The 24,441-nt window shown below is 67.3% G+C and carries 28 protein-coding genes; 18 read left to right on the top strand and 10 right to left on the bottom strand.

Features of this window, described 5'->3' with window-relative positions; genetic code table 11:
* The first annotated feature begins 5 nt into the window (after positions 1 to 5).
* Together VAR608DRAFT_RS23135 and VAR608DRAFT_RS23130 are read left to right on the top strand one after the other, a co-directional pair.
* Complete coding sequence (locus VAR608DRAFT_RS23135; RefSeq protein ID WP_172843991.1) at positions 6 to 1,292, top strand: YeaH/YhbH family protein; 1,287 nt, start codon at positions 6 to 8, stop codon at positions 1,290 to 1,292.
* A complete protein-coding gene (locus VAR608DRAFT_RS23130) occupies positions 1,289 to 2,803 on the top strand; it encodes a SpoVR family protein (protein ID WP_088956192.1) in 1,515 nt (504 codons plus the stop codon). The genes VAR608DRAFT_RS23135 and VAR608DRAFT_RS23130 overlap by 4 nt, the downstream gene beginning before the upstream one ends.
* A 15-nt stretch (positions 2,804 to 2,818) precedes the next feature.
* Here the strand turns inward: VAR608DRAFT_RS23130 and VAR608DRAFT_RS23125 are convergent, their stop codons facing one another.
* Together VAR608DRAFT_RS23125 and aroQ are read right to left on the bottom strand one after the other, a co-directional pair.
* Positions 2,819 to 3,454, bottom strand: a complete 636-nt coding sequence (locus tag VAR608DRAFT_RS23125) for a DNA-3-methyladenine glycosylase I (RefSeq protein ID WP_088956191.1) — start codon at positions 3,452 to 3,454, stop codon at positions 2,819 to 2,821.
* Positions 3,454 to 3,909, bottom strand: a complete 456-nt coding sequence (aroQ, locus tag VAR608DRAFT_RS23120) for a type II 3-dehydroquinate dehydratase (protein ID WP_088956190.1) — start codon at positions 3,907 to 3,909, stop codon at positions 3,454 to 3,456. Before aroQ ends, VAR608DRAFT_RS23125 begins: the two co-directional genes overlap by 1 nt.
* Before the next feature lie 66 nt (positions 3,910 to 3,975).
* Between aroQ and VAR608DRAFT_RS23115 the strand changes: the two genes are divergently transcribed.
* Genes VAR608DRAFT_RS23115 through fghA form a run of 5 tightly spaced genes read left to right on the top strand, consistent with a single transcriptional unit; the run spans position 3,976 to position 8,780 of the window.
* Positions 3,976 to 4,998, top strand: coding sequence for an aldo/keto reductase (locus VAR608DRAFT_RS23115; RefSeq protein WP_088956189.1), 1,023 nt, complete (start codon positions 3,976 to 3,978; stop codon positions 4,996 to 4,998).
* Positions 4,995 to 5,840 carry an amidohydrolase family protein gene (locus VAR608DRAFT_RS23110; RefSeq protein ID WP_088956188.1) on the top strand — a complete coding sequence of 282 codons (846 nt, stop codon included), beginning with the start codon at positions 4,995 to 4,997 and terminating at the stop codon, positions 5,838 to 5,840. The genes VAR608DRAFT_RS23115 and VAR608DRAFT_RS23110 overlap by 4 nt, the downstream gene beginning before the upstream one ends.
* 44 nt (positions 5,841 to 5,884) lie before the next feature.
* On the top strand, positions 5,885 to 6,991 hold the full coding sequence (locus VAR608DRAFT_RS23105) for an S-(hydroxymethyl)glutathione dehydrogenase/class III alcohol dehydrogenase (protein WP_088956187.1): 1,107 nt from the start codon (positions 5,885 to 5,887) through the stop codon (positions 6,989 to 6,991).
* A gap of 8 nt (positions 6,992 to 6,999) precedes the next feature.
* Positions 7,000 to 7,911, top strand: coding sequence for an alpha/beta fold hydrolase (locus tag VAR608DRAFT_RS23100; RefSeq protein ID WP_088956186.1), 912 nt, complete (start codon positions 7,000 to 7,002; stop codon positions 7,909 to 7,911).
* Complete coding sequence (gene fghA / locus VAR608DRAFT_RS23095; RefSeq protein ID WP_088956185.1) at positions 7,908 to 8,780, top strand: S-formylglutathione hydrolase; 873 nt, start codon at positions 7,908 to 7,910, stop codon at positions 8,778 to 8,780. The genes VAR608DRAFT_RS23100 and fghA overlap by 4 nt, the downstream gene beginning before the upstream one ends.
* Before the next feature lie 27 nt (positions 8,781 to 8,807).
* On the opposite strand, the gene VAR608DRAFT_RS23090 is transcribed toward fghA, so the two are convergent.
* Positions 8,808 to 9,326, bottom strand: coding sequence for a gluconokinase (locus VAR608DRAFT_RS23090; protein WP_231972932.1), 519 nt, complete (start codon positions 9,324 to 9,326; stop codon positions 8,808 to 8,810).
* Positions 9,327 to 9,357: 31 nt separating this feature from the next.
* Entirely contained in the window at positions 9,358 to 10,452 is a 1,095-nt protein-coding gene (locus VAR608DRAFT_RS23085) for a PA0069 family radical SAM protein (protein ID WP_088956183.1), read from the bottom strand.
* A gap of 121 nt (positions 10,453 to 10,573) precedes the next feature.
* Here VAR608DRAFT_RS23085 and VAR608DRAFT_RS23080 point away from each other — a divergent pair, with 121 nt between their 5' ends.
* Complete coding sequence (locus VAR608DRAFT_RS23080; RefSeq protein WP_088956182.1) at positions 10,574 to 10,927, top strand: DOPA 4,5-dioxygenase family protein; 354 nt, start codon at positions 10,574 to 10,576, stop codon at positions 10,925 to 10,927.
* A 12-nt stretch (positions 10,928 to 10,939) separates the two neighbouring features.
* Here the strand turns inward: VAR608DRAFT_RS23080 and VAR608DRAFT_RS23075 are convergent, their stop codons facing one another.
* Positions 10,940 to 11,596, bottom strand: coding sequence for a glutathione S-transferase (locus tag VAR608DRAFT_RS23075; RefSeq protein ID WP_088958932.1), 657 nt, complete (start codon positions 11,594 to 11,596; stop codon positions 10,940 to 10,942).
* Between the two features lie 113 nt (positions 11,597 to 11,709).
* Here VAR608DRAFT_RS23075 and VAR608DRAFT_RS23070 point away from each other — a divergent pair, with 113 nt between their 5' ends.
* A complete protein-coding gene (locus tag VAR608DRAFT_RS23070) occupies positions 11,710 to 12,927 on the top strand; it encodes a polyhydroxyalkanoate depolymerase (RefSeq protein ID WP_088956181.1) in 1,218 nt (405 codons plus the stop codon).
* Positions 12,928 to 12,930: 3 nt separating this feature from the next.
* On the opposite strand, the gene VAR608DRAFT_RS23065 is transcribed toward VAR608DRAFT_RS23070, so the two are convergent.
* Entirely contained in the window at positions 12,931 to 13,902 is a 972-nt protein-coding gene (locus tag VAR608DRAFT_RS23065) for a LysR family transcriptional regulator (RefSeq protein ID WP_088956180.1), read from the bottom strand.
* 92 nt (positions 13,903 to 13,994) lie between these two features.
* Here VAR608DRAFT_RS23065 and add point away from each other — a divergent pair, with 92 nt between their 5' ends.
* Both add and VAR608DRAFT_RS23055 read left to right on the top strand, forming a co-directional pair.
* The gene (add, locus tag VAR608DRAFT_RS23060) at positions 13,995 to 15,086 is read left to right on the top strand and encodes an adenosine deaminase (protein ID WP_172843889.1); all 1,092 of its coding nucleotides are present in this window, start codon (positions 13,995 to 13,997) and stop codon (positions 15,084 to 15,086) included.
* Entirely contained in the window at positions 15,083 to 16,069 is a 987-nt protein-coding gene (locus tag VAR608DRAFT_RS23055; RefSeq protein WP_088956179.1) for a Bug family tripartite tricarboxylate transporter substrate binding protein, read from the top strand. The genes add and VAR608DRAFT_RS23055 overlap by 4 nt, the downstream gene beginning before the upstream one ends.
* 27 nt (positions 16,070 to 16,096) lie before the next feature.
* On the opposite strand, the gene VAR608DRAFT_RS23050 is transcribed toward VAR608DRAFT_RS23055, so the two are convergent.
* Entirely contained in the window at positions 16,097 to 16,537 is a 441-nt protein-coding gene (locus VAR608DRAFT_RS23050) for a CBS domain-containing protein (protein WP_088956178.1), read from the bottom strand.
* A gap of 137 nt (positions 16,538 to 16,674) precedes the next feature.
* On the opposite strand from VAR608DRAFT_RS23050, the gene VAR608DRAFT_RS23045 reads away from it, so the two are divergent.
* Both VAR608DRAFT_RS23045 and VAR608DRAFT_RS23040 read left to right on the top strand, forming a co-directional pair.
* A complete protein-coding gene (locus VAR608DRAFT_RS23045) occupies positions 16,675 to 17,985 on the top strand; it encodes an O-acetylhomoserine aminocarboxypropyltransferase (RefSeq protein ID WP_088956177.1) in 1,311 nt (436 codons plus the stop codon).
* Positions 17,985 to 18,791: an alpha/beta fold hydrolase gene (locus VAR608DRAFT_RS23040; RefSeq protein ID WP_088956176.1), complete on the top strand. Its 807-nt coding sequence runs from the start codon at positions 17,985 to 17,987 to the stop codon at positions 18,789 to 18,791. The genes VAR608DRAFT_RS23045 and VAR608DRAFT_RS23040 overlap by 1 nt, the downstream gene beginning before the upstream one ends.
* 1 nt (position 18,792) lies before the next feature.
* Here VAR608DRAFT_RS23040 and VAR608DRAFT_RS23035 read toward each other — a convergent pair whose 3' ends face one another.
* Genes VAR608DRAFT_RS23035 through VAR608DRAFT_RS23025 form a run of 3 tightly spaced genes read right to left on the bottom strand, consistent with a single transcriptional unit; the run spans position 18,793 to position 21,116 of the window.
* On the bottom strand, positions 18,793 to 19,458 hold the full coding sequence (locus VAR608DRAFT_RS23035) for an NAD-dependent epimerase/dehydratase family protein (RefSeq protein ID WP_088956175.1): 666 nt from the start codon (positions 19,456 to 19,458) through the stop codon (positions 18,793 to 18,795).
* Positions 19,459 to 19,471: 13 nt separating this feature from the next.
* Complete coding sequence (locus VAR608DRAFT_RS23030; protein WP_088956174.1) at positions 19,472 to 19,855, bottom strand: thioredoxin family protein; 384 nt, start codon at positions 19,853 to 19,855, stop codon at positions 19,472 to 19,474.
* A gap of 43 nt (positions 19,856 to 19,898) precedes the next feature.
* On the bottom strand, positions 19,899 to 21,116 hold the full coding sequence (locus VAR608DRAFT_RS23025; RefSeq protein WP_088956173.1) for a YihY family inner membrane protein: 1,218 nt from the start codon (positions 21,114 to 21,116) through the stop codon (positions 19,899 to 19,901).
* On the opposite strand from VAR608DRAFT_RS23025, the gene VAR608DRAFT_RS23020 reads away from it, so the two are divergent.
* The 5 genes from VAR608DRAFT_RS23020 to VAR608DRAFT_RS23000 are packed head-to-tail and all read left to right on the top strand — an operon-like array spanning position 21,115 to position 24,437.
* Complete coding sequence (locus VAR608DRAFT_RS23020) at positions 21,115 to 21,576, top strand: DUF2069 domain-containing protein (protein WP_088958930.1); 462 nt, start codon at positions 21,115 to 21,117, stop codon at positions 21,574 to 21,576. The genes VAR608DRAFT_RS23025 and VAR608DRAFT_RS23020 overlap by 2 nt on opposite strands.
* Positions 21,573 to 22,994 carry an FAD-binding oxidoreductase gene (locus tag VAR608DRAFT_RS23015; RefSeq protein WP_088956172.1) on the top strand — a complete coding sequence of 474 codons (1,422 nt, stop codon included), beginning with the start codon at positions 21,573 to 21,575 and terminating at the stop codon, positions 22,992 to 22,994. The genes VAR608DRAFT_RS23020 and VAR608DRAFT_RS23015 overlap by 4 nt, the downstream gene beginning before the upstream one ends.
* A gap of 46 nt (positions 22,995 to 23,040) precedes the next feature.
* Positions 23,041 to 23,280 carry a type II toxin-antitoxin system CcdA family antitoxin gene (locus VAR608DRAFT_RS23010; protein ID WP_088958929.1) on the top strand — a complete coding sequence of 80 codons (240 nt, stop codon included), beginning with the start codon at positions 23,041 to 23,043 and terminating at the stop codon, positions 23,278 to 23,280.
* Positions 23,281 to 23,287: 7 nt separating this feature from the next.
* The gene (locus tag VAR608DRAFT_RS23005; protein WP_088956171.1) at positions 23,288 to 23,602 is read left to right on the top strand and encodes a CcdB family protein; all 315 of its coding nucleotides are present in this window, start codon (positions 23,288 to 23,290) and stop codon (positions 23,600 to 23,602) included.
* A 1-nt stretch (position 23,603) separates the two neighbouring features.
* Entirely contained in the window at positions 23,604 to 24,437 is an 834-nt protein-coding gene (locus VAR608DRAFT_RS23000; protein ID WP_088956170.1) for a thymidylate synthase, read from the top strand.
* Positions 24,438 to 24,441: the final 4 nt, after the last annotated feature.

The raw sequence follows: 24,441 nt of genomic DNA, 5'->3' as shown, positions 1-24,441 counted from the left end.
TGGCCATGCTGCAGCAGATCATCGACCGCCGGTTGTCAGGAAAGAACAAGTCCATCGGCAACCGCGAGCGTTTCCTGCGGCGCTATCGCGAGCAGATCGGGGAGGCCGTTCGCCGCGCGGTCAGTGGCCGGGGCATCCGCGATCTCGAGCAGGGCGAGGACATCACGCTGCCCAAGCGCGATGTCTCCGAACCGGTCTTCGGCCACGGGCAGGGCGGAGACCGCGAATACGTTCACCCGGGCAATCGCGAGTACGTCAAGGGCGACCGCATCGAAAGGCCGCAGGGCGGCGGCGCCGGCTCCGGCAGCGGCTCTCAGGCCGGCGACGGCGAAGGCGGCGAGGACGACTTCGTCTTCCGCCTGACCAAGGAAGAGTTCATGCGGGTCTTCTTCGAGGACCTCGCCCTGCCCCACCTGATCCGCACGCAACTGGCGGAAGTCCCCGAGTGGAAGAGCCACCGCGCCGGCTTCACCAGCGACGGCACGCCGGCGAACCTGCATGTGGTGCGTTCGATGCGCGGTGCACTGGCGCGGCGCATCGCATTGGGCGGCGATTCGCGCAAGGAGATCCGCGAACTCGAGGCGCACCTGCTGCGCCTGCAGCGCAGCCCGCGCGCGACCGACGCACTGGTGCAGCGCGAGATTCGCGAGACGGAAGCCAAGCTCGAAGAGTTGCGCGCCAAGGCGCGCCGCATCCCCTACCTCGACCCGATCGACCTGCGCTACCGCAATCGCGTGAAGGTGCCGGTGCCTTCGGCCAAGGCGGTGATGTTCTGCCTGATGGACGTCTCGGGCTCCATGGACGAGGCGCGCAAGGACATGTCCAAGCGCTTCTTCATGCTGCTTTATCTCTTCCTGACGAAGCACTACGAGAAGATCGACCTCGTCTTCATCCGCCACCATACGCAGGCCGCCGAAGTGACGGAGGAAGAGTTCTTCCACGCCACCGAGACCGGCGGCACCGTGGTGTCGAGTGCGCTCACGCTGATGCTCGACATCATCCGCGCCCGCTACCCGAGCACCGACTGGAACATCTACGGTGCGCAGGCCAGCGACGGCGACAACTGGCACCAGGACAGCGGCCGCTGCCGCGAGCTTCTGGCCGACCACCTGCTGCCGCTGGTGCGCTACTACGCCTACGTGCAGGTGGCCGAGGCCGAGCAGAACATGTGGGAGGAATACACCCAGCTGCTCGATTCGCACAAGAACTTCGCGATGCGCAAGGTGTCGGACGCGCAGGAGATCTACCCGGTGTTCCGCGAGCTGTTCAAGAAAGAGAGAGGAACGGTGTGAACGACAAGACCCGGACGCCCCTTCCCAGCCCGTCCGACTGGACTTTCGAACTCATCGAGCAATACCACGGCGAGATCGCCCGCGTGGCGAAGGGCTACAAGCTGGACACCTACGCCAACCAGCTCGAGATCATCACGGCCGAGCAGATGATGGACGCCTACGCCTCGGTGGGCATGCCGGTGATCTACCGCCACTGGTCGTACGGCAAGCAGTTCATCCAGACCGAGAAGAACTACCGCCGCGGCCACATGGGGCTGGCCTACGAGATCGTCATCAATTCGGACCCCTGCATCGCCTACCTCATGGAAGAGAACACCATGGCGATGCAGGCGCTGGTGATCGCGCACGCCGCCTACGGCCACAACAGCTTCTTCAAGGGCAACTACCTCTTCAAGATGTGGACGGACGCGTCGTCCATCATCGACTACCTCGTCTACGCGCGGAACTACATCAGCGAATGCGAGGAGCGCCACGGCGTTTCGGCGGTCGAGGACCTGCTCGACTCCTGCCACGCGCTCATGAACCACGGCGTCGACCGCTACCGCCGGCCGCAGAAGCTGTCGCTCAGCCAGGAGCAGGCGCGCCGCGAGGAGCGCGAGCACCACCTGCAGCAGCAGGTCAACGACCTCTGGCGCACGCTGCCCAAACGCACCCGCAGCGCCGAGGAAGAGGAAGCCGCCAAGCGCTTCCCGCCGGAGCCGCAGGAGAACCTGCTCTACTTCATCGAGAAAAATGCACCATTGTTGGAGCTGTGGCAACGCGAAGTGGTGCGTATCGTGCGCAAAATCGGGCAGTACTTCTATCCGCAGCGGCAGACGCAGGTGATGAACGAGGGCTGGGCCACCTTCTGGCACTACACGCTGCTCAACACGCTGTACGACGAAGGCCTGCTGGCCGACGGCTTCATGATGGAGTGGCTGCAATCGCACACCAACGTCGTCTTCCAGCCGCCGATCGGGCACCGCGCCTACAGCGGCATCAATCCCTATGCGCTGGGATTTGCGATGTACACCGACCTGCGCCGCATCTGCGAAAAGCCGACCGAAGAAGACAAGCGCTGGTTCCCCGATCTCGCGGGTTCCGACTGGCTGACGACGCTCGACTACGCAATGCGCAATTTCAAGGACGAGAGTTTCATCGGCCAATTCCTGTCGCCGAAGCTGATGCGCGATTTCCGCTTTTTCGCGATCAGCGACAAGGAAAGCGAATCCGAACTCGAAGTCTCCGCCATCCACGACGACAGCGGCTACAGGCAATTGCGCGAGGCGCTGTCGCGGCAATACGACCTCAACCACCGCGAGCCCAACATCCAGGTGTGGAGCGTCAACCTGCGCGGCGACCGCGCGCTCACCCTGCGGCACACGCAGCACAACAACCGGCCGCTGCACGACGATTCGCAGGAAGTGCTCAAGCACGTGGCCCGGCTGTGGGGTTTCGACGTGCACCTCGAAAGCGTCGACAGCCAAGGGCGCATCAGCCACCGCAAGGTGTCCGGCCCGCAGACGACGTAGCGCAGCAGGGGCGGCTCAGCGCGGCAGCTCGAGCTTCGCGCGGGCGGCGAGCGCCATCTCGCGCGCATGGCAGCCCTCGATGTGGTCGTTGACCAGCCCCATGGCCTGCATGAAGGCATAGACGGTGGTCGGGCCGACGAAGCTCCAGCCCCGCCTCTTCAGGTCCTTGGACATCGCCACCGATTCGGGCGAGGTGGCCATGGCCCGCAATGCCTCGTGCGTGATCCGCCCGGGCCGCGTTGCCGGGTCCGGCTCGTAGCGCCACGCATAGGCGGCGAGCGATGCGAACTCGTCACGGAGTTCGAGCAGGCGCTTCGCATTGTTGACGGCCGATTCGATCTTGCCCCGGTGCCGCACGATGCCGGCATCGGCCAGAAGCCGCTCGATGTCCTTGGCGCCGAAGCGCGCCACCTTCTCGGCGTCGAACTGCGCAAAGCCCCTTCGGAAGGCCTCGCGCTTGTTCAGGATGGTGAGCCAGCTCAGCCCGGCCTGGAAGCCTTCGAGGCACAGCTTCTCGAAAAGCCGGCGCTCGTCCGTGACCGGGAAGCCCCATTCGCTGTCGTGATAGGCCTGGTAGGCCGGCGTCGACTCGCACCAGCGGCATCGCAAGGTGCCGTCGGCAGCCTCGAAAAGCCCGGCTTGCGCGCCCATCAGCAGTCGTCGCTCACGCGGACCAGCGCCTCGATCGCGAGCGCATAGCCCTTCACCCCGAAGCCGACGATGATCCCGCGCGCCGCGGGCGAAATGTAGGAGTGATGCCGGAATTCCTCACGCGCATGCACGTTGGAGATGTGCAACTCGACCAGAGGAACGCTGGCCCCCTTGATCGCGTCGTGCAGCGCGATCGAGGTGTGGGTGTAGGCGCCCGGATTCATCACGACGCCGAGCATGCGGCCGGCGGCGACCTCGCGGCCCGCCTCGTGGATCCAGTCGATCAGCATGCCTTCGTGGTTGGACTGGCGGCATTCGATCTCGACGCCGAGCTTCGCGCCGGCTTCCGCGCACATGCGCTCGACGTCGGCAAGGGTCTCATAGCCGTACTGCGCGGGCTCGCGCGTGCCGAGAAGGTTGAGATTGGGGCCGTTGAGAACGAGGATCTTTTTCATGGCCACTTTGTATCAGGTGTCGCCCAATGCCACCACCGGGAGCGCCGATCCGGAGTAAAACAACGCATGCCACCGAAGAATTCCGTTCTCGACCGCCTTCAGGGACCGCTGCGCCTCGGCTTGGGCGGCGCACCGCTGGGCAACCTGTACGCCCCGCTCAGCGACGACGCGGCGCTGCAGACGATCGAAGAGGCCTGGCGGCTCGGCGTGCGCTATTTCGACACCGCGCCGCTCTACGGTCATGGGCAGAGCGAGGTGCGGCTCGGCCGCTTCCTGCAGGTCCAGCCGCGCGACAGCTTCGTGCTCTCGACCAAGGTCGGCCGGCTGCTGAGCCCCGACCCCGATCCGCCCGCCGAACGCGACGGCTACGTGCAGGGCCTGCCCTTCGCGCCACGCTTCGACTACAGCTTCGACGGCGCGCTGCGCTCGATCGACGAAAGCCTGCAGAGGCTGGGGATCGACCGCATCGACATCGCCTTCATCCACGACATCGACCGGCACACGCACGGCGACGCGCAGCCGGCGCGGTTCCGCGAAGCCATGGACGGTGCCTACCGTGCGCTGCACCGGCTGCGGGGCGAAGGCGTGCTCGGCGCGATCGGCATCGGCGTCAATGAATGGCAGGCCTGCTGCGACGCCCTGCGCGAAGGCGACTTCGACTGCCTGATGCTGGCCGGCCGCTATACGCTGCTCGACACCTCCGCCGCGGCCGAACTGGTGCCGATGTGCAGCGCCAAGGGCGCGCGGCTCGTCCTCGCGGGCGTCTTCAATTCGGGCATCCTCGCGAGCGCCAACGGCGTTGCGGCCGACGCGCGCTTCGACTACCGGCCAGCGGATCGGCAGGTGCGCGACAAGGCCGCGCACATCGCGCGCATCTGCAACGAGTTCGGCGTGGCGCTCCCGGCCGCCGCCCTGCAGTTCGCGCTGGCCTGCCGCTCGGCCGCGGCGGTGGTGGTCGGCGCCCGCAGCGCCGCCGAGATCGCGCAGAACGTCGCGCATCGCGATGCGCCGATCCCCGCCGCGTTGTGGGAAGCGCTCGTCGTCGAAGGCCTGCTGCCCGCCGGCCTGCCACCAGGGAGTTGGCCATGAGCGTTGTCCGAGTCGATGCCCATCAGCACTACTGGTCACTGGCGCACCGCGACTATGGCTGGCTGCGCGACACGCCCGAGTTGCACGCCATCCATCGCGACTTTGCACCGGAAGATCTGGCGCCGCTGCTGGACGACAGCGGCATCGACGCCACCGTGCTGGTCCAGGCCGCGCCGTCCGAGGCCGAAACCGCGCGCCTGCTCGCCATCGCGGCCGATCCGGCAAGCCGCGTCCGCGCGGTGGTCGGCTGGACCGACCTCGCCGCCGACGACGCGCCGCGACGCATCAGCCGCCTCGCGCAGGAACCGTTGCTCAAGGGCCTGCGGCCCATGCTGCAGGACCTGCCGGACCCGGAGTGGATCCTCGACACGCGCCTCGAACCCGCCATCCGGACCATGACCGAGCTGGGCCTTTGCCTGGATCTGCTGATCAGGCCACACCAGATCGACGCCGCGACGAAGTTCGCCTTGCGCCACCCGCTGCTGCCGATGGTGATCGACCACGCGGCCAAGCCCGATATCGCGAACGGGCGGTTCGAGCCGTGGGCGAGCCAGATCGCGGCCTTCGCGCAGTCCACCCGCGTGAGCTGCAAGCTCTCGGGGCTCGCGACCGAGGCCGGCGCCGACTGGGATGCGGCCGCGCTGCGACCTTACGTCGATCACCTCATCAGCCACTTCGGTCCCTCGCGCCTCCTGTGGGGCAGCGACTGGCCGGTGCTCAACCTCGCGGGCAGCTATGGGCAATGGCATGCGGCATCGCTCGAACTGCTGGCCGGGCTTTCTTCTCTCGAGCTGGAGCAGATTCTGGGCACGAACGCGTCAACCTTCTATGGCATAAAGTGAGGCCCGGGCGCCGTCCGCCCCGCATCCAATACCTCGCTCCACCCATGAAAACCAAAGCCGCCGTCGCCTGGAAATCCGCTTCGCCCCTCGCCATCGAAACCGTCGATCTCGAAGGTCCGCGTTTCGGCGAGGTGCTGGTCGAGATCAAGGCCACCGGCATCTGCCATACCGACTACTACACGCTCTCTGGCGCCGACCCGGAAGGCATCTTCCCCGCCATCCTCGGCCATGAAGGCGCCGGCATCGTGGTCGACGTCGGCCCGGGCGTGACCACGCTCAAGAAGGGCGACCACGTCATCCCGCTGTACACGCCCGAGTGCCGGCAGTGCAAGTTCTGCCTCTCGCGCAAGACCAACCTCTGCCAGCTCATCCGCGGCACCCAGGGCAAGGGCCTGATGCCCGACGGCACCAGTCGCTTCAGCATCGACGGCAAGCCCATCTTCCACTACATGGGCACGAGCACCTTCAGCAACTACACGGTGGCGCCCGAGATCTCGCTCGCCAAGATCCGCGAGGACGCGCCCTTCGACAAGGTCTGCTACATCGGCTGCGGCGTGACCACCGGCATCGGCGCCGTGATCTTCACGGCCAAGGTGGAAGCCGGCGCCAACGTGGTCGTGTTCGGCCTCGGCGGCATCGGGCTCAACGTGATCCAGGGCGCGAAGATGGTCGGCGCCGACAAGATCATCGGCGTCGACATCAACCCGGCGCGCGAAGCGATGGCCCGCAAGTTCGGCATGACGCACTTCCTGAACCCGAGGGAGCACGCGAACATCGTCGACTCGATCGTGCAGCTCACCGACGGCGGCGCGGACTACAGCTTCGAGTGCATCGGCAACACGCAGGTGATGCGCCAGGCGCTCGAATGCACGCACAAGGGCTGGGGCCGCAGCATCATCATCGGCGTGGCCGAAGCCGGCGCGGAGATCAGCACCCGCCCGTTCCAGCTCGTGACCGGCCGCAAGTGGGAAGGCTCGGCCTTCGGCGGCGCGCGCGGGCGCACCGACGTGCCGAAGATCGTCGACTGGTACATGGAAAACAAGATCAACATCGACGACCTGATCACGCACACCATGCCGCTGGAAAAGATCAACGAAGGCTTCGACCTCATGAAGCGCGGCGAGTCGATCCGCGGCGTCGTCATCTACTGAGCACCGCCGTGACGCGCATGGGCCCGCTCCGCACGATCCGAGCCGGCGTGCTCGAGGTGTCATATGTCGAGGCGGGACCGGCGGAAGGCCCGCCAGTGCTGCTGATGCACGGCTTTCCTTACGACATCCACAGCTACGTCGACGTCGCGCCGATGCTGGCGGCCGCGGGTTGCCGGGTGATCGTTCCGTACCTGCGCGGCTACGGCGGCACGCGCTTTTTGAGCGACGCGACGCCGCGTTCGGGCGAGCAGGCGGCGCTGGGCGCGGATCTGCTCGCGTTGCTCGATACGCTCGCGATCCCGAGCGCGGTGCTCGCCGGCTACGACTGGGGCGGCCGCGCCGCCTGCGTGGTGGCGGCGCTGTGGCCTGGGCGTTGCGCGGGGCTGGTCTCCTACAACAGCTACAACATCCAGGACATCGCGAAGGCGATGCAGCCGGACAGCGCCGAGAACGAGCACCGGCTCTGGTACCAGTACTACTTCCACAGCGAGCGCGGCCGTGCCGGGCTGGCGGCCGACCGGCGCGGCATCACCCGGCTCCTGTGGCGGCTCTGGTCGCCGACCTGGCGCTTCGACGACGCGACCTTCGAGCAGAGCGCGAAGGCCTTCGACCACCCCGACTTCGTCGACGTCGTGATCCACTCGTACCGCCACCGCTTCGGTCTGGTGCCGGGCGATCCGGCCTATGCGTCGATCGAAGCGAAGCTGGCGGCCCAGCCGGCCATCACGGTTCCGGCGATCACTTTCGACGGCGCCGACGACGGCGTCCGCTCGCCGGCCGATGCGTCGACGCATGCGCAGCGCTTTGCCGGACCGCGCTCGCACCGCGTGCTACCCGGCGTCGGCCACAACATGCCCCAGGAAGTCCCGCGCGTGTTCGCCGATGCCGTGCTCGAACTCATCCCTCGACCGAAAACATGACAGACAGCCTGAAGACGCTCTCCGAACACCGCTGCTTTGGCGGCACTCAACGCTTCCACGAGCACGACTCGCGCGAGATCGGGCTGCCGATGCGCTTTTCGGTGTTCCTGCCGCCACAGGCCGAACGCGGCCCGGTGCCCGCGGTGGTGTACCTCGCAGGCCTGACCTGCAACGAAGAGACCTTCATGATCAAGGCCGGCGCGCAGCGCGTTGCCGCCGAACTGGGCCTCGCGCTCATCGCGCCCGACACCAGCCCGCGCGGCCCCGAAGCCGAAGGCATCGAGGGCGCCACGGCGAGCTGGGATTTCGGCATCGGCGCCGGTTTCTACCTCGACGCCAGCGCCGAGCCGTGGGCAGACCACTGGCGCATGGAAAGCTGGATCGTCAACGAACTGCTGCCGCTGATCGCGCGCAGCATGCCGATCGACGGCAAGCGCATCGGCATCTTCGGCCATTCGATGGGCGGGCACGGCGCGCTGACCTTGGCGCTTCGGCATCCCGGCCGGTTCCGCTCGCTGTCGGCGCTGGCGCCGATCTGCGCGCCTTCGCAATGCCCATGGGGCCAGAAGGCGTTCGCCGGCTACCTGGGCCGCGACGACGAGACCTGGCTCGCGCACGACGCTTGCGCGCTGATGCAGTCGCAGACCGCGCCGCCCTATCCCGCGGGCATCCTCGTCGACCAGGGGCTGGCCGACAAATTCCTCGCCGAGCAATTGCGCCCGAAGCTGCTCGAAGCCGCCTGCCGCGCCGCGGGTCAGCCGCTCACGCTGCGGCGGCACGAGGGCTACGACCACGGCTATTACTTCATCCAGAGCTTCATCGCGGACCACCTCGCGCATCACGCGAGGACATTGCTCGGCGCGAAATGAGTGCGTCCGCGACCTGAGCCGGCCGGCTCAGATCCACGCCCGGACCTGCGCGACGAGCTGCGGGATCGGTGCGGTCGCGTCCACCGCCAGCACGCCCGGCTCGCCGACCGGCGACTCCAGCGTCGCGAACTGGTTGGCGACGAGGCTGGCCGGAAACATGTGCACCGCGGCGCGCTCGGCGACGCGCCGCTCGGCCTCCTGGCGTGACAGCGCCATGAAGACGAAGCGCAGCCCGGGCCGCGCGGCACGCAGGCGCTCGCGGTAGTCGCGCTTGAGCGCCGAGCAGGTCAGCACCGCGCCCGCCGCATGCCCGCCGAGTTCGCGGCCGAGCCGATCGAGCCAGCCGGCGCGATCGGCATCGGTGAGCGCGATGCCGGCGCGCATCTTGCGAACGCTTTCCGGCGCATGGAAGTCATCCCCCTCGATCAGCGGCAGGGCCAGTTCGCGCGCGAGCGCCGCGCCGAGGCTGGACTTGCCGCACCCCGAAACGCCCATGACCACCAGCCATCGGGCGACGTCTGTTCCGGGTGTGTAGGTCTGCTGCATGGTCGGCATTCTCGCCGAGCGGTCCACCGAGCTAGAAGAGACTGCCCTGCCCCGCTGCGCCAGGCGGCCGGAACGCGCTCAGGTCCAGCGGCGTGCGGTCGTTGCAGAAGCCGAGGCGCTTCGACGCCTTCTCGAAACGCTGGCGGATCAGCTCGGCCCAGACGCCGCTGCCCTTCATGCGCGTCGCGAAATCGGCGTCGTAGTCCTTGCCGCCGCGCATCTCGCGGATGCGTTCCATGATGCGGCCCGCGCGCTGCGGGTAGTGCAGCTCGAGCCACTGCTTGAAGAGCGGCGCGACCTCCCACGGCAGGCGAATCACGGTATAGAAGGCGCTGCGCGCGCCGGCGTCCCAAGCGGCTTCGAGCACCTGCTCCATGTCTTCGTTGACGAAGGGGATCTGCGGCCCCACGCTGACGCCTACCGGGACGCCCGCCTCGGCCAGCGTGCGCAGCGTCCGCAGCCGGCGGTGCGGCGCGGCCGCGCGCGGCTCGAGCTTGCGTGCGAGCTCGCCGTCGAGCGTGGTGACGGTGACGTAGACCGCCGCGAGATGCTCCGCGGCCATCGGTGCGATCAGGTCGAGGTCGTGCTCCACCGCGCTCGATTTGGTGATGATGCCGAAGGGATGGCGCGCTTCCTTCAGCACCTCGATCACCGAGCGCGTGAGGCGAAGCTCGCGCTCGATCGGCTGGTAGCAGTCGGTCGCGGTGCCGATGATGATCGGGCTCGGCTTGTAGCTCTTGCGCGCCAGCTCGGCCCGCAGCAGGTCGGCGACGTTGCGCTTGGCGATCAGCTTGGTCTCGAAATCGAGGCCCGGCGAGAGGTTGAGGTAGCTGTGCGTGGGGCGCGCGAAGCAGTAGATGCAGCCGTGCTCGCAACCGCGATAGGGGTTGAGCGAGGTGTCGAAGCTGATGTCCGGCGAATCGTTGTGGCTGAGCACGGACTTGGCGTCCTCGAAGCGGACCTCGGTGGCGAGCGGCGGCAGCTCATCGGCTTCGGCCGCGCCTTCCTCGAGCGTCCCCCAGCCGTCGTCGAAGGCATTGCGCGTGTCGCGCTCGAAGCGGTGCGCGAGCCGCGTGGCCGCGCCGCGGCCCTTGAGCGCGTGAACGGGAATGAAAACATCGGGCATGGCGATGGTTCGAAATACTGGATGAATTCACAGTATTTCACCATCTTGCCGCGCGTGCAGCAACTGGTTGTTTCAGCCGGGATTCTGGCGCTAAGCTGCGCCTTAGCCGCCGGACTTCCCCATGCCACGCCGCCCCGAAAACCTCTACCCGCAATACCACGCCCACATCTACTTCGGCCCCGCGACCGCCGCGCAGGCACGGCAGTTGGCCGAGGATGCGGGCCACAGCCTGCTCGTGGTGGTCGGCCGGGTGCACGAGAAGCTCGTCGGCCCGCATCCGCACTGGAGTTGCCAGATCGCCTTCGACGCGGCGGAATTCGACGAGGTCATCGAATGGCTCGATGCGCACCGCAACGGGCTCGACGTGTTCGTGCACGGCGTGACGGGCGACGACTACCTCGACCACACCGCGCACGCGATGTGGCTGGGCAACGAATCCAGCCTCGATCTGCGGATGTTCCGCAAGCCGGCCTGAGAGGCGGGCGGCTCAGAACTCGGCGTCGAGTTCGTCGATCTCTTCCGGCTCGGCCTTCGCGGCCTTGATCCACTCCTGCATCGCCGGCAGCTCGACGATGCGCTTGCAGTAGGCGGTGCAGGCCTTGTCCAGCGCGACGTCGTAGGTGATGAAGCGCGTGACCACCGGCGCGTACATCGCGTCCGCGATGCAGGGCGTCTCGCCGAACAGGAACGGCCCGCCGTAGGCCGAGAAGCATTCGCGCCAGATCGTGACGATGCGGTCGATGTCGGTCTGCGCGCGCGACCAGATCTTGAAGCCCGGGAAGCGCGCCTTGACGTTCATCGGCAGCGAGCCGCGCATCGAGGAGAAGCCCGAGTGCATCTCGCCGCAGATCGCCCGGCAGTGCGCGCGTGCCTTGGCATCGGCGGGCAGCAGGCCGGCCTTCGGCTTGATCTCGCCCAGGTACTCGCCGATCGCGAGGGTGTCCCAGACCTTGATGCTGCCATGCTGCAGCGAGGGCACCAGCATCGAGGACGAGAGCAGCAGCATCTCGGCCTTCATCGCCGGGTCGTCGGGCGGGATCACCTCTTCGGTGAATTCCAGCCCCGCCAGCTTGCACATCAGCCAGCCGCGCAGCGACCAGGCGCCGTAGTTCTTGCTGCTGATGGTAAGTACGGGTTTGGCCATGCATCGCTCCTGGTCCGCCGGATCGGCGGTGCAGTCGTGCAAGGCCTGTGCCAGAAAGGTGCACCGCGCGCCGCTCGTGCACGACTGGCCCGCAACTTGCCTGCAACCCGTGCATGCTGTATCGCGCCTACCAAACCCACGCCGACCTGTTCTCGCCGACGCGGCTCACGGCGCAGGTCCTCGGCAAGGCGCTTTGGAACGACAAGGCGGACCGCAGCCTGACCCGCCGCGTCGCCTCGGCCATGGAGGTCTTTTCGCGCATGCGGCTCACCCACACGCGGCCGCCCTACGGCATCGAGCGCGTGGTGGTCGACGGCAAGGAAGTGGCGGTGCATGAAGAGGCGGCGCTGGTCACGCCCTTCGGCACGCTGCTGCACTTCCGCAAGGAGTCCAATGCGGTGCATCCGCCGGTGCTGCTGGCTGCACCACTATCGGGCCATTTCGCGACGCTTCTGCGCGAAACCGTGCGCACGCTCCTGCGCGACCACGACGTGTACGTGACCGACTGGCACAACGCGCGCGACGTGCCGATCTGGCACGGCGGCTTCGGCCTGGACGACTACACGCTGCGGATCATCGATTTCCTCGAGGCGATCGGCCCCGGCGTGCACATGGTGGCAGTCTGCCAGCCCTGCGTCGCGGCGCTCGCCGCCACCGCGCTGATGGCCGAGGACGACAACCCCTCGACCCCGCGCAGCCTCACGCTGATGGCCGGGCCGGTGGATTGCCGGGTCAACCCGACGATGGTGAACAAGCTCGCGAACGACCGGTCGATCGGCTGGTTCGAGCGCAACCTGATCAGCTACGTGCCCTGGCCGCACGCCGGCATGATGCGGCGCGTGTACCCGGGCTTCCTGCAATTGAGCGCCTTCATGAGCATGAACCCGGACCGCCACAAGCAGCAGTTCGCGAAGCTCTACCAGCACCTCGTGGACGGCGAGATCGAGCAGGCCGACACCATCCGCACCTTCTACGACGAGTACCTCGCGGTCAACGACCTGCCGGCGGAGTTCTATCTGGAAACCGTCGAGCGCGTGTTCCAGACCTACGACCTGCCGCGCGGCGAACTCACGGTCGGCGAGCGCAGGATCGACCCAGCCGCCATCCGGCGCACCGCGCTGCTCACGGTCGAAGGCGAGCGCGACGACATCTGCTCGGTCGGCCAGACGGTGGCGGCGCAGGACCTGTGCACCAGCGTGCGCCCCTATCTCAAGACCCATCACCTGCAGGCGGGCGTCGGGCACTACGGCGTGTTCAGCGGCAGCAAGTGGAACACGCAGATCTATCCGCGCGTGCGCGAGACGATCCACACAGCGACCGAGCTCCACTGAGGCTCAGGCGCCGCGCTTGCGCGGCGGGCGAAGACGCCGCGGTGCAATGCCATCGGCGGGTGACGGCAGGCTCTGCCGCAGATGCGCGATCAGCGCCTCGGCCATCACGTTGCGCATCGGCCCCGGAAGATGCACCAGCACCACGCGCCGCTCGATGTTCGGCTTGCGCAGCGGCAGCACCACCAGTTCGTCATCGCCCAGCGACGAGGTGTAGAGCTTGGGCATCAACCCGAGCGCGAGGCCGCCGCGCACCAGCGCGTAGAGCGTCTCCGAGTAGCTGACGCGATACGGCTCGGCGCCCTGCGCGAACTGGGCGCGCGCCGGATCGCCCAGCGCAGGCATGCTGCCGCTCTCGAACAGCACGAGCCGCTCGCCACCGATGGCTTCCCAGTCCGCCTCGCCCGCCTGCGCGAGCGGATGGTCGCGCCGCACCACGAGCACCAGCGGATCGCGGAACAGGTCCACGCAGACGAGCCCGCCCGGCGGCTCGGTGATGGCTGCGACCGCCATGTCGAGCTGCCCGCTGCGCACTTCGGCCAGGAGCGTGTTCGAGGGCGCGTCGCGCCAGCCGAATTCGACCTGCCGCGCCGCATCGCCGCGCTGGAAGTCGCCGACCGCCGCCGCGACCCGGCCGCTCGCGGAAGGGATGACGCCGATGCGCACGAACGCGCGTCCGCGCTGCACCGTGTGCTCGATGTCGCGCAGCGCCACGTCGAAGGTGTTGACCAGGAAATCGGTGCGCGCAAGCACCTCGGCGCCCAGCGGCGTGAGTTCGAGCCGGTGCGTGGAACGCGTCAGCAGCTCGGCGCCGAGCAGCTTCTCCATCTGCTTGATCGCATTGCTGAGCGCGGGCTGCGTGATGGACAGCCGCTTCGCCGCGCGGCCGAACTGGCCTTCCTCCACCAGCACCGAGAAGAACCGCAACTGGCGCAGCGTGAGCGCGCGCAGGGAGGAGGAAAGCTGCGTATTCGCCATTGGATTCGGACCGGATTGCCATCAGTCGGCTGAATCAAATTATAGAAATTCAAAATTTTCCTTATCGCCGCATCGTGCCTAGACTGCGCGCCATGACACAAGCCGCAGCCGTTCCGGCATCGCCCCTGGAATCGTTCCTCCACGCGATTCCGAAGGTCGAACTGCACTGCCATCTGTTCGGCACTGTGCGCAAGGACACTTTCATCGACCTCAACCGGCGCGCCGGCAAGCCGCTGCGGGGCGACGAGATCGAGGCTTTCTATACGCGCGGCGAGAAGCCCGTCGGCGTGTTGCGCGTGCTGCGGGCGCTCGATTCGGAACTGGTGCGCAGCGCCGACGACCTGCACCGGCTCACGCTCGAATACCTGGAAGACGCCGCACGCCACAACGTGCGTTATGGCGAGTTCTTCTGGAACCCGACCGGCACGGTGCACGAATCCGGCATCGACTACCGCAAGGCGCAGGACGCGATCGTGCGCGCGATCCACGACGCGAAGCGGCAGTTCGGCATCACCGGCCGCCTGATCGCCGCGATCGACCGCGAGGCCAGCCCCGAGGCCGCCGTCGAGATGGTGCAGTGGGTCGTGGGCAACCGCTGCGACGAAGTGATCGGCATCGGCATCGACTACCGCGAGAACGACCGCCCGCCCGAGCTGTTCCAAGAGGCGTATGCCGACGCGCGCCGCGCCGGCCTCAAGACGACCGCGCACGCGGGCGAATTCGGCATGCCGTGGACCAATGTGCGCACGGCACTCGAGCTGCTCCATGTGGACCGCATCGACCATGGCTACACGGTGGTCGACGAGCCCGCGTTCGCGCGCGAGTGCGCCGACCGCGGCGTGATCTTCACCGTGGTGCCGACCAACTCCTACTACCTGCGCACCCTGCCGCCGGAGCGCTGGGCGCTCGACCATCCGATCCGCCGCATGCCGGGTCTCGGCCTGCGCATCCACCCGAACACCGACGACCCGACCTTGCACAAGGTCACGCCCACCCAGGCCTGGCACATGATGGTGCGGGACTTCGGCTTTGGCCTCGACGACCTGCGCGGCTTCATGCAGAACGGGATCGACGGCGCCTGGATCGACGACTCGCTTCGCCGCCAGTGGCGTGCGCAATGGACCGCCGAATTCGATGCGCTGCGCGCCCGCCTCCCGCAAGACCTGACGCCTCCCACCCCATGAACAAGCTCATCCGCAAGCCCCTTCTCCTCGCCTCGATGCTGCTCGCCGCGCTGCCCGGCGCGGCGCTCGCGCAGGCCGCATGGCCCTCGTCCAAGCCGATCACGCTGATCGTCCCGTACTCGGCCGGCGGCAGCGTTGACTTCAACGCGCGGCTGGTGGCCAGCAAGCTCGGCGAAAGGCTCAAGCAGTCGGTGGTCATCGAGAACATCTCCGGCGCGGGCGGCGCGATCGGCGTCGCCAAGGCGGTCAATGCCGCGCCCGACGGCTACACGCTGGTCGCCGGGCCGGACAGCGTCATCGCGATCGGCCGGCTCATCAATCCGGGCGCCTTCAAGTTCGACCCCCTCAAGGACTTGGCGCCCGTGGGCATGCTGAACACCGCGCCGATGGTGCTGGTCGCCAGGCCGGGGCTGCCGGCGAAGGACTTCGCCGACTTCGTCAAGCTCGCGAAGGCGGCGCCGGGCAAGTACAACTACGCGACCTCCGGCGTGGGCACGGTGCTCCAGCTCGCGATGGAACTGCTCAAGGACCGCACCGGCATCTACGTGACCCACGTGCCCTACCGCGGCGGCGCGCAGATCGCCTCGGACGTGATCGGCAATCAAGTCGATCTCGCGATGCTGGTCAGCACCAGCGCCATCCCGCATGTGAACGGCAATCGCCTCAAGGCGCTCGGCGTGACGAGCGAGAAGCGGCTTGCGGCCCTGCCGGACGTGCCGACCTTCGGCGAGATGCCCGGCCTCAAGGGCTATTCGATGGTGAGCTGGACCGGCATCTTCGCCCCGGCCGCCACCCCGCCGGCGATCGTCAACCGGCTCAACCAGGAGCTCAACGCCGTCCTGAAGGACCCGGAGATCCGCGCCAAGCTGCAGGAACAGGGCGCCGTCCCCGGCAGCGGGACCGCCGAAGAACTGGGCCAGTTCGTGCGAGCCGAATACGCCCGCAACCAGAAGATCGTCCAGTCGGCGAATATCAAGGAATAGGGGCCGGAGCGGCCCCGGGGGCGAGTCCTACTGCTCTTCGGGCCAGTCGCGGATATAGGCCTTGAGCATCTTGTTCTCGAAGTTCTGGCTGTCGACGACCGCCTTCGCGACGTCGTAGAAGCTGATCACCCCCATCAGCATGCGCTTGTCCATCACCGGCATGTAGCGCGCATGGCGCTCCAGCATGATGCGGCGGATCTCGTCGAGATCGGTCTCGAGGGTGCAGGTCACCGGATGGTCGTCCATGGCCTTGCGCACCAGCGTGCCGCCGACCTGGCCGCCATTGCCCACGATGGCGAGGATCACTTCGCGGAAGGTGAGCATGCCGACGAGGTCGCCGTGCTCCATCACCACGAGCGAGCCGATATCCTTGTCGGCCATGGTGCTGACGGCCTCGGCCAGGGGTTGATCAGGGGTGATCGTGAACAGGGTGTTTCCCTTGACGCGCAGGATGTCGCTGACCTTCATCGTGTTGCTCCTCTCTTGGTTGGCGGCGTTGCGTTTTTGAATATAGCCCACAATGACCACCCGTCCACAGGCCACGTCGGCATCGCAGGGATTGCGCGCGTAACGGGCCTTTGCAGAAACCCCATCGAAAGACCCCCATGCCCGGCTACTCCGACCCCGGCTTCGACACGCTGGCCCTGCACGCCGGCGCCGCGCCCGACCCCGCCACCGGCGCGCGCGCAGTGCCGATCCACCTGACCACCTCCTTCGTCTTCGAGTCCAGCGACCACGCGGCGGCACTCTTCAATCTCGAGCGCGCCGGGCATGTGTATTCGCGCATCAGCAACCCGACCAACGCGGTGCTGGAGCAGCGGGTGTCGGCGCTCGAAGGCGGCATCGGGGCGATCGCCACCGCGAGCGGGCAGGCCGCGCTGCACCTGTCGATCGCGACGCTGATGGGCGCGGGCTCGCACATCGTCGCGAGCACCGCGCTCTACGGTGGCTCGCAGAACCTGCTGCACTACACGATGCGGCGCTTCGGCATCGAGACCACCTTCGTCAAGCCCGGCGACCCGGGCGGCTGGCGCGCCGCGATCCGGCCCGACACCAAGCTGCTGTTCGGCGAAACGGTCGGCAACCCGGGCCTCGACGTGCTCGACATCCCGGCGGTGAGCGAGATCGCGCACGCGGCCAAGGTGCCGCTGCTGGTGGATTCGACCTTGACCTCGCCCTATCTCATCAAGCCCTTCGACTGGGGCGCCGACCTGGTCTACCACTCGGCCACCAAGTTCCTGTCGGGCCACGGCACCGTGATCGGCGGCATCGTGGTCGATTCGGGCAACTTCGACTGGGAGCGCTCCGGCAAGTTCGCGGAACTGACCGAGGCCTACGACGGCTTCCACAACATGGTCTTCAGCGAGGAAAGCACCGTCGGCGCCTTCCTGCTGCGCGCGCGGCGCGAGGGGCTGCGCGACTTCGGCGCCTCCATGAGTCCGCACACCGCATGGCTGATCCTGCAGGGCATCGAGACGCTGCCGCTGCGCATGGAGCGGCACATCGACAACACGCAGAAGGTGGTGCAGTTCCTCGCCGCCCATCCGTTCGTGGCGCACGTCGGGCATCCGCTGCTCGAATCGCATCCGAGCCACGCGCTCGCCAACCGGCTGCTCAAGCATGGCGCGAAGGGCGCGGGGTCGGTCTTCAGCTTCGACCTCAAGGGCAACCGCGAGCAGGGCAAGAAGTTCATCGAGGCGCTGCGGCTGTTCAGCCACCTTGCGAACGTCGGCGACTGCCGCAGCCTCGTGATCCACCCGGCGAGCACGACGCACTTCCGCATGAGCGACGAAGCGCTGGCCGCCGCGGGGATTTCGCAGGGCACGATCCGGCTCTCGATCGGGCTCGAAGACCCGGCCGACCTGATCGACGATCTCAAGCGCGCCCTGAAAGCCGCGGAAAAGGCAGGTGCGTGATGCAGCTCAAGGTCAACGGCCACGCCACCTATTGCTACACCGGCGGCAAGACGCTCGACAGCGCCAAGCCCACGGTCGTCTTCATCCACGGCGTGCTGAACGACCACAGCGTGTGGATCCTGCAAAGCCGCTGGTTCGCCAACCATGGCTGGAACGTGCTGGCGATCGACCTGCCCGGGCACTGCAGGAGCGAAGGGCCGCCGCCGGCCACCGTCGAGGAGGCAGCGGCGTTCATCGCCCTGCTGCTCGACGCGGCCGGGGTGGCGAAGGCAGCGCTGGTCGGCCACAGCTTCGGCTCGCTGATCGCGCTCGAGACCGCCGCGCGCTCGCCGGAGCGCGTGACGCATCTCGCGCTGGTCGGCACCGCCTATCCGATGACGGTGTCGCCGGCACTGCTCGACGGCGCAATCAACGATCCGCAGCAGGCGATCGGGATGGTCAACACCTTCTCGCATTCGCTGCTGGCACCGCCGCCCTCCTCGCTCGGGCCGGGCACCTGGCTCCATGGCGCCTCGCGCGCACTGATGCGCCGCGTGCTGGCGAGCAATCCGGATGCGAACGTCTTCCACATCGGCTTCAAGGCCTGCAACGACTATGCGAACGGCGAAGCCGCGATGGCCAAGGTGCAATGCCCGACGCTCTTTCTCCTCGGCGCATCGGACCAGATGACGCCGCCACGTGCCACACGCACGCTGATTTCGAAGGCTGCCAACGCGAAGGTGGTCACGGTCAACGCCGGCCATGCGCTGATGACCGAGGCACCGGACGAAGTGCTCTTCGCGCTCGGCGCCTTCCTGAAGAACTGAATCAGCCGCCCAGCCTGTTGATGTCGGGTACCTCGACCAGCGGCGCCGGCGCGCCGCGCTTGGCTGCCATGAGCATCGCGCGGCCCACCTTCACGCTGGTCGTGACCCGGTCGGGCGCCCAGCGCTGGAGGAGCCCGAAGACCGGCTTCGCGATCACGTAGGCCGCCTGGTAGAGCGCCGTTTTCGAGCGCACGCCATGCATCGGCTCGATGAACCCGGGCCGGAACATGTAGGCCGCCTTGAACGGCAGCCGCATCAGCGCGTTCTCGGTCGCACCCTTGACGCGCGCCCACATCACCGATCCGCGCTCGGTGCTGTCGGTGCCGGCGCCGGACACATAGATGAAGGTCATCTGCGGATTGAGCCGCGCCAGGGTGCGCGCCGCAGCCAACGTGAGGTCGTAGGTGATGCGGCGGTAGTCGTCTTCCTTCATGCCGACGGACGACACGCCGAGGCAGAAGAAACAGGCGTCGTAGTCCCTGAGCTGGTCCAGGACCGCCGAATAGTCGTGGAGATCGGGAAGAACCAGCTCGTGCAACTTGGGATGCTGCTCGCCGCTGGGCCTGCGGCCCACGCAGAGCACCCGTGTCACGTCGCCATCGACGAGGCATTCGCGCAGAACGCCCTGCCCCACCATGCCGGTTGCGCCGAAGAGAAGAATCCTCATCGGCCGCTCCGCTTCAGGCGACCGAGAAGGTCTCGGGCTCTCGCTGGAGCGCCGCGAGCAGTGTCCGCACCTCTGGCGCCGAAGCCTGGGCGGGCTGCAGCGCGGTCAGCAGCCGCGACAGCGTCTCGGCGTGCGGCAGCAGCGGCCCGAGGAAATGCGTGCCGCCGCCGTTCGCGATCAGCATCGTCGGGAAGGTCTCGACGTCGAAGTCGTCGGCCAGATCGGCATGGTCCTCGATATCCACCCAGGCAAACCGGAGTTGCGGATGCGCGCGCGCCACCTGCTCGAACAGCGGCCGGTACTCGCGGCATGCGCCGCACCATTCGGCGCACAGGCAGACGACCCACAGCGGATCGTCGGCCGGAACGGGCGCTGCACAGGAGGAGAAGTCGGTCAAGGCCAGGCTCGGTCGTGAAGGTGGAATGAGAAATCCGCCGCCATTATCGATAGACCAGCAGATCCTGCAGCAAAAGCGTATCCAAAGGGCCTTTGCGCCAGAGGTTCTCCAGCGGCGGCGCCTGTGGCATGAGCAGTTCTTTCAGCAGCGGTTCGAGCGGGGTGATGGTCGGGTCCGCGAGCAGCACGAAGCGCGGGTCTTCGTTGGCGGGCTCCTCGGCGATCGGCGCGATCCAGTCGATGGCCACCAGCGTCTCGAGCACCGGCGCGAGCTGCAAGGCCTCCACCCGCATGCGCGCCACCAGCGCGGCGGCGCCGAGCCCCTTGGCGGTGGTCGATCGGGCCTCCGAGAGATGCTGCAGCACTTCGACTGCCAGCTGCAGCGGCCAGCCCGCCGCTCCGCCGCGGCGCGCCACGCCGGTGAGAAGGCTCGGCAGATAGGCCGCGATCACCGCGCCGAACAGCACAATCAGCCACGCCACGTAGGTCCACACCAGCAGGATCGGCACCGTCGCGAAGGCGCCGTACATCACCGAATAGGTCGGCACGAGGCTGAGGTAGTAGCCGAGCACCCGCTTCGAGATCTCGATCGCCGCCGCGACGAAGAATCCGCCGGTCCAGGCATGCGACCACTTGACGTGCGTGTTCGGCACATAGCGATAGAGGCAGGCCATGCCGCCGGCCAGCAGCACGAACTCGAAGCTGTCGAGCAGCAGCTTGACGATGGCGCCACCGAACACTTCGCGCGAGGCCGCGAGGAAGGAGGCGGTGGTGCTCAGGCTCAGGGCCAGCACCAACGGCCCGAGCGTGATCGCGGCCCAGTAGATCAGCACCCGCTGTGCAAAGGGCCTGGGCGTGCGCACACGCCAGATGCTGTTCAGCGTCTTGTCCATGGTCAGGATCAGCGCCACCGCCGTCGCGAGCAGCACCACGAGGCCGGCCACGCCCAGCCCGCTGGCCTTGTTCGCGAACTGGGTGAGGTAGCCGAGCACCTGCCGCGCGATGTTGTCGGGAATCAGGCTTTCGATCAGCCAGCGCTGAAGCCGCCCCTGCATCTTCGAGAAGATCGGGAACACGGTGAACAGCGCCAGCGCCACCGTGAAGAACGGCACCATCGCGATGGTGGTGGTGAAGGTCAGGCTGCTCGCGGTCAGGCCGAGGCGGTCCTCGCGGAAGCGCTCGCGAAGGACTGCCGCCGTGTTCCCCCAGGGGAAATGCGAAAGGTCCCTCCACAATTGCCGGCGATTCATGGCCGGTATCATGCCGTACCAGGCTCACCCCAGGCTTCGCGCACTGCATCTCGCTTCGCCTTTCCTTGTGATCAATCCCTCGCTTCCTTCCGCCTCCGTCTCCGCCAGCCGCTGGCTCGCCGTCGGCAGCCTCGCCGGGCTGATCGTGCTCGGGCTGGCCTGGGAACTGTGGCTGGCGCCGCTCCGGCCGGGCGGGTCGTTGCTCGCACTGAAGGTGCTGCCCCTGGTGGTGCCGATCGCGGGCCTCTTGAAGAACCGCATGTACACCTACCGCTGGGTCAGCCTGCTGGTCTGGCTCTATTTCACCGAAGGCGTGGTGCGCGCCTGGAGCGACACGAACGGCGTCAGCCAGGCGCTGGCGCTGATCCAGGTGCTGCTGTGCCTGGCGCTTTTCATCGCCTGTGCCTGGCATGTGCGGCTGCGGCTGCGCAACGCCGAGCGGGCACGAACACTGGAAGGAGCGACGCAATGAGCGTCCTGATCGAAAAGCTGCGCGGCATCGTCGGCGCGGCGAACGTCCTCACCGATGGCGATCTCACCGCCTGGGAGCAGGACTGGCGCAAGCGTTCGCGCGGCAAGGCGCTGGCGGTCGTCCGGCCGGGCACCACGCAGCAGGTGGCCGACGTGGTCAAGGCCTGCGCAGCGGCCGGCACCTCGATCGTTCCGCAGGGCGGCAACACCGGCCTCGCGGTCGGCTCGATCCCCGACGGCAGCGGCACGCAGGTTCTGCTGAGCCTGCAGCGCATGAACGCGATCCGCGGCATCGATGCAGCGAACCTCACCGTGACGGTCGAGGCCGGCTGCGTGCTGCAGGTGCTGCAGGAAGCGGCGCGCGACGCGGGCTTCCTCTTCCCCCTGAGCCTCGCGGCCGAAGGAAGCTGCACCATCGGCGGCAACCTTGCAACCAATGCCGGCGGCACGCAGGTCGTGCGCTACGGCAATGCGCGCGACCTGTGCCTCGGTCTCGAAGTGGTGACGCCGCAGGGCGAGATCTGGGAAGGCACCAACGGCCTGCGCAAGGACAACACCGGCTACGACCTGCGCGACCTGATCGTCGGCAGCGAAGGCACGCTCGGCATCATCACCGCGGCGACGATGAAGCTCTATCCGCTGCCCGCGGCGCAGCTTACGGCCTGGGCGGCGGTGCCGTCGCTCGACCATGCAGTGACCTTGCTCGGCCTCGCCCACAAGCGCCTGGGCGCGGGGCTGACCGGCTTCGAGGTCATGGGCCGATTCGCGCTCGGCCTCGTCGCCAAGCATTTCCCCGCGCTGCGCGTGCCCTTCATCGACGAAGAATCGGTGCCCTACTGCGTGCTGCTCGAGAACTCCGACAACGAATCCGAGGACCATGCACGCGCCCGCTTCGAGGCACTGCTCGAAACCGCCTTCGAGGCCGGCTGCGTGACCGATGCGGTGGTCGCCGAGAACCTCACGCAGGCGCATCAGCTCTGGCATGTGCGCGAGAGCATTCCGCTCGCGCAGGCCGAGGAAGGCCTCAACATCAAGCACGACATCTCGATCGCGGTGTCGCGCATCCCCACCTTCGTGGCCGAGACCGATGCGCTGCTGCAGCGCGAGATCCCCGGCGTGCGGCTGGTCAACTTCGGGCACCTCGGCGACGGCAACCTGCACTACAACGTGCAGGCGCCCGCCGGCGGCGACAACGGCGCCTTCCTGCGCGAACACGAGGATCGCATCAACGCGCTGGTCTACGACGAGGTGGAAAAATTCGAGGGCTCGTTCTCGGCCGAGCACGGCGTCGGCTCGCTGAAAGTCGAGAAGCTCGAGAAGCACAAGTCGCCCGTCGCCCTCGCGATGATGCGCGCCATCAAGCGCGGACTCGATCCTGAGAACATCCTGAATCCGGGCCGGGTGATTCGCAACACATAGGGCATGCGCGTAAACTATGCGCATTGCCGATCAATCGCATTCCCCCATGCTCCGCTTCGACAACGCGCCCAAGAAGGCAACGAACCTCACCCTCAACAGCAAGGTGCTCGAGATGGCCCGCGACCTGGGCATGAACGTCTCGCAGACGGTCGACCAGCTCCTGGCCGAGGAGGTCAAGCGCCGCTACTGGGAGAAATGGAACGAGGACAACCGGGAAGGCATCGCCGCCTACAACGCGCGCATTGCGAAGGAAGGCCTGCCCTTGGCCAAGTACCGGACGTTCTAGATCGCGCATGGCCCGTTTCGACGTCTATCGGCATCCGGACGCGGCGCTGCGAAAGAGCACGCCCTACCTCATCGACCTGCAGAACAACTACATCAGCGGACTGGACACGCGCGTGGTGATTCCGCTCAGGCTTGCCCGGCTCTTCGGCCCACCGATGCGCGATCTCAATCCCTCGTTCGAGGTCGATGGCGCGGAGGTGATCCTCGATACCGCCGCGCTCGCTGCCATTCCCACCGCCGAACTGCGAACACCGGTCGCCAACCTGCAGGCACAAAGCGAACGCATCGTCGATGCACTCGACACCCTCTTCGGTTCCTACTGACATGACCCAACGCCCCATCCGCTCGCAATACGAAGACTTCATGCGCCACGTCGACACGACCGGCGTGCAGAAGGGCGACCGCACCGGCACCGGCACCAAGAGCGTGTTCGGCTACCAGATGCGCTTCGACCTGAACGAAGGCTTCCCGCTGGTCACCACGAAGAAGGTGCACCTGCGCTCCATCATCCAGGAGCTGCTGTGGTTCCTGACCGGTTCGAGCAACAACAACTGGCTGCGCGAGCGCGGCGTCACGATCTGGGACGAATGGGCGCGCGAAGACGGCGACCTCGGCCCGGTGTACGGCGTGCAATGGCGCAGCTGGCCGACGCCGGACGGCGGCCACATCGACCAGATCCAGCAGGTGATCGACACGCTGCGCAGCAACCCCGATTCGCGCCGCATCATCGTGAGCGCCTGGAACGTGGCCGAACTGCCCAAGATGGCGCTGATGCCCTGCCACGCCTTCTTCCAGTTCTACGTCGCGCCGCCGCAGGCGCCGGGCGAGCGCGGCAAGCTCAGTTGCCAGCTCTACCAGCGCAGCGCCGACATCTTCCTCGGCGTGCCGTTCAACATCGCGAGCTATGCGCTGCTCACGCACATGATCGCGCAGCAGTGCGAGCTCGACGTCGGCGATTTCATCTGGACCGGCGGCGACTGCCACATCTACAGCAACCATGCCGAGCAGGTCGCGCTGCAACTCGGTCGCAAGCCCCATCCCTATCCGACGCTGGTCATCAAGCGCAAGCCGAAGTCGATCTTCGACTACGCGTACGAGGATTTCGAAGTGGTCGACTACCAGCACCACGACGCCATCAAGGCGCCGGTCGCCGTCTGACGCC

This window comes from Variovorax sp. HW608 (assembly GCF_900090195.1).
Lineage (GTDB): Bacteria > Pseudomonadota > Gammaproteobacteria > Burkholderiales > Burkholderiaceae_C > Variovorax.
Note: the sequence above shows the minus strand (reverse complement) of the source record. Positions and strands in the feature narration are given on the sequence as shown.